Consider the following 3,321-nt stretch of genomic DNA (forward strand, 5'->3'; position numbering starts at 1 on the left):
CCCCATACCCCGCCCCAACGGGGCTTGGTCAGGGCTGTGCTGGTAGTCCCGTAACTTCGATGACAGGACGGATTTCGACGGTGCCGACTTTTGCACCTGGGATGCGGGTGGCGATCGCAATGGCTTCATCCAAATCCTGAGCATTAATGAGGAAGAATCCACCCAATTGTTCGCGGGTTTCGGCAAATGGTCCATCGGTCACGAGTGATTTGCCATCACGGACTTGGACACTGGTTGCGGTTGCAACAGGATGGAGTGGAGCCGTCGCCAGAAATTGTCCTTGAGGGGAGCAAGTCCTGGGCGAGTTGGGCAGATTCCCCATAGCAATGCTCCCGCTCGGTGTCGCTCATGGCGTTTTCGTCCATATAAATCAGCAGCAAATATTTCATTTGGTTGCCTCCTTTGTGATTAAGTCGAACGGGAATTGTCCAAATCGACACCTGAGTGCAAAAATTTTGTCTAGTACAATTGAACTTATCTCCCTTTATCAGTTAGTCGAACGGGAATTGCTCAAATCGACACCTTGCCCAAAATTCTTTATGTATTTTTGTAAAAGGTATGGCTTCAATCCCAAAAACAGATGTGGCTCAAGCAATTGCTGCCCTTTATCGAACTGAATGGGGGCGCATTGTCGCTATTCTGATTCGGCTAGTCGGAGATTTTGATGTAGCTGAAGAAGCTGCACAGGTAGCATTTACAGCGGCAGTGAATCAGTGGGAAAGCGACGGTATTCCTGATCGTCCCCGTGCCTGGATTATCCGAACTGCCCGGTACAAGGCGATCGATCGCCTCCGACGACGCACGAAACTGACCGAAAAACTGGAGTGGTATGCGGCATCTGGCTTAATTCCATCCACTGAAGAACCAACCTATGACAGTGATGAAATTGGAGACGATCGCCTGCGATTAATCTTTACCTGCTGTCACCCGGCACTGGCAACGGAAACTCAAGTAGCGTTGACCCTCCGAATGTTGGGTGGACTGGAAACCGACGAAATTGCCCGCGCCTTTCTTATACCGACTGCAACAATGGCACAACGGTTAGTTCGTGCTAAACGCAAAATTCGAGACGCAGGCATTCCTTACAAAGTACCTGAGACGGCTGATATCGCTCCCCGGATAGAGGCAGTCCTGACAGTCATCTATCTCATCTTCAACGAAGGCTATGCCGCAACCAAAGGAGATGCGATCGTGCGGGCTGACCTCTGCATCAAAGCGATTCGCTTGGGGCAACTGGTGCGGCAATTGCTGGCACTCCAACCCCCATCTGAAGTCACAGCACTGGTGGCGCTGATGTTATTGCACGATTCGCGGCGCAATGCGCGTCTAGATGAGGCAGGCGATTTGATTTTGCTAGAAGATCAGGATCGCAGTCGTTGGAACCATCTACAGATTGCTGAGGCCTTACCTCTGGTAGAGGAAGCGTTGCAGGGTGGAACCGGAGTGTATGCCCTGCAAGCGGCGATCGCAGCCCTTCATTGTCAGGCAACCCGCGCCGAAGAAACAGACTGGGCGCAGATCGTGCGGCTCTATGAGGTGTTGGAACGCTTGCAGCCCTCACCCATTGTTACCTTGAACCGAGCAGTGGCGATCGCAATGGCAGACAGTCCTCAAGCCGCATTTGGACTGATTGATAGCCTTGCTCCAGAACTGGACAGCTATCATCTCTTTCACGCCACCCGTGCAGATTTATTCCGGCGTGTTGGAGCATTAGAGGAAGCGACCCAGAGCTATACACGGGCACTAGAATTAGTGACAAATGACAGTGAGCGTCGTTTTCTGGAACGTCGGTTGCGCGAAGTTCAACCTAACATTCAGTCCGGCTAAGGGTTTACAACAGTTTAAAGCGCCAGGCATCCATGATGCCGTTGAAAAAGAAATGAAAAATCTTCTAACAGGGTGAACTTGTAACTTAACAAAAGGCAAAAGAAGACAAGTCGGCTTAGTACTAAAGTACTGTTATAATCCAATCGTTTCATCAAGTTGTGTTAGGGTGCAGCAAATCACCGATCGGCTCTCTAGCACATCCACATCAACTGATAGAGGATTCCGACATGGATAACAATCCCAGCATTCTCTCGCACGTTTCGATTGGTACTAATAATTTTGAACGAGCGATCGCCTTCTATGATGCTGTGTTGCCAACATTGGGCTGTAAGCGATTTATGGAGCATCCGGGGGCGATCGCCTATGGCAAACAGTATCCCGAATTTTGGGTGGGAACTCCCTTCGACGGGCAACCTGCAACGGTTGGCAATGGAACTCACATTGGTTTTATTGCTCCTACAAAAGAAGCAGTCCACGCCTTCTATGAGGCAGCATTAGCGGCAGGAGGCAAAGACGATGGTGCCCCCGGTGGCAGACCCGACTATAGTGAGCCGTATTACGGCTGCTTTGTGCGCGATCCAGATGGACACAAAATAGAAGCCGCCTTCTGGGATGAGCAGCTTGAGCAGCAACTCAACCAGAACAATGGTTGACTAGAGAATGACTCATTTTTAGAGGCAAGATAACACTATGGAATTCCATCGAGGTCGCCTGATTGACCATGTTCATCTACGGGTTGCTGATGTTGCTGCCAGCAAACGGTTTTACCGGGCAGTGTTGCGAAATAAATGTACTCCCGGCTCCTGCTCATCGCCCCACTAATTCTGTTAAAATCGCGTCTTCCAGCACGTAAATTTTGAGGCAGTGCCATGTGTGCAAAGGGATTTGGGCAATCTCAACCTACTAAAATCGATAAACTTATTGAATCTGCGGTGCGTTATTGCGACAAGCGACACCCAGAAGCCTTAGACAGCATCTTTGATTATCTACCTGTCAACCTCAACCAACGAGTAGTAACGGGTATTTTGGTAGCATTGCAGAAAGATATTGACACTTTGAGTTGGTTTTGCGGCTACATGGCATCAGAAATCAACCGCAGTGAGGACAACCAAAAGCCTCATCATCCCATCGCGGAACTTAGCAAAACTCTGATTACATCGGGGATGGAACCCTTTACTGATTTTATGCCTTACCCAGGTTGCCGCATCGTTATACTCAATTCGGAAAAATTTGAATCATTGCCAGAGTCAGTTCAAGCTGTGGTGCAGCAGGCTTTTGACATCAAGGAAAGTACTGGAAAAGAGGCACAAAGGATAAATGATGCTTTACTGCAAGAGTTGGTGGTTCAGGAATAAAAAATTGAATAACAGGAATTGTGGTAAGAGCGCCAGCCATGTCGCTCTTGCTTATCGCCCTTCATTCAAGCGCTCGCGTTCAGCGTCTCGTAGAGAGGAAAAAAGAGCGATGCCTGCGGCGGGCTATTCGGTGTTGCCC

The 3,321-nt window shown here is 49.4% G+C and carries 5 protein-coding genes; 3 read left to right on the plus strand and 2 right to left on the minus strand.

Annotated elements, in window-relative coordinates:
• Window positions 1-28: 28 nt before the first annotated feature.
• Window positions 29-322, minus strand: a complete 294-nt coding sequence (locus tag IQ229_RS19585; RefSeq protein WP_228013581.1) for a YciI family protein — start codon at window positions 320-322, stop codon at window positions 29-31.
• Between the two features lie 236 nt (window positions 323-558).
• Here IQ229_RS19585 and IQ229_RS19590 point away from each other — a divergent pair, with 236 nt between their 5' ends.
• Both IQ229_RS19590 and IQ229_RS19595 read left to right on the plus strand, forming a co-directional pair.
• Window positions 559-1,827, plus strand: coding sequence for an RNA polymerase sigma factor (locus tag IQ229_RS19590; RefSeq protein ID WP_194046602.1), 1,269 nt, complete (start codon window positions 559-561; stop codon window positions 1,825-1,827).
• A gap of 227 nt (window positions 1,828-2,054) precedes the next feature.
• Window positions 2,055-2,480 carry a VOC family protein gene (locus IQ229_RS19595; protein ID WP_194046604.1) on the plus strand — a complete coding sequence of 142 codons (426 nt, stop codon included), beginning with the start codon at window positions 2,055-2,057 and terminating at the stop codon, window positions 2,478-2,480.
• 35 nt (window positions 2,481-2,515) lie between these two features.
• Here IQ229_RS19595 and IQ229_RS24240 read toward each other — a convergent pair whose 3' ends face one another.
• Window positions 2,516-2,698: a hypothetical protein gene (locus IQ229_RS24240; RefSeq protein WP_221704736.1), complete on the minus strand. Its 183-nt coding sequence runs from the start codon at window positions 2,696-2,698 to the stop codon at window positions 2,516-2,518.
• On the opposite strand from IQ229_RS24240, the gene IQ229_RS19605 reads away from it, so the two are divergent.
• Window positions 2,697-3,182, plus strand: a complete 486-nt coding sequence (locus IQ229_RS19605) for a hypothetical protein (RefSeq protein ID WP_194046606.1) — start codon at window positions 2,697-2,699, stop codon at window positions 3,180-3,182. The two genes, IQ229_RS24240 and IQ229_RS19605, sit on opposite strands and share 2 nt — an antisense overlap.
• The last annotated feature ends 139 nt before the right edge of the window (window positions 3,183-3,321 follow it).

This window comes from Nostoc cf. edaphicum LEGE 07299, from assembly GCF_015207245.1.
Classification (GTDB): Bacteria; Cyanobacteriota; Cyanobacteriia; order Cyanobacteriales; family Nostocaceae; genus Nostoc; species Nostoc edaphicum_B.

Excerpts from the sequence above, each read along its gene's own strand:
- IQ229_RS19585 (WP_228013581.1), bottom strand. The coding sequence starts at position 322 with ATGGGGAATCTGCCCAACTCGCCCAGGACTTGCTCCCCTCAAGGACAA.
- IQ229_RS19590 (WP_194046602.1), top strand. The coding sequence starts at position 559 with ATGGCTTCAATCCCAAAAACAGATGTGGCTCAAGCAATTGCTGCCCTT.
- IQ229_RS19595 (WP_194046604.1), top strand. The coding sequence starts at position 2,055 with ATGGATAACAATCCCAGCATTCTCTCGCACGTTTCGATTGGTACTAAT.
- IQ229_RS19605 (WP_194046606.1), top strand. The coding sequence starts at position 2,697 with ATGTGTGCAAAGGGATTTGGGCAATCTCAACCTACTAAAATCGATAAA.
- IQ229_RS24240 (WP_221704736.1), bottom strand. The coding sequence starts at position 2,698 with ATGGCACTGCCTCAAAATTTACGTGCTGGAAGACGCGATTTTAACAGA.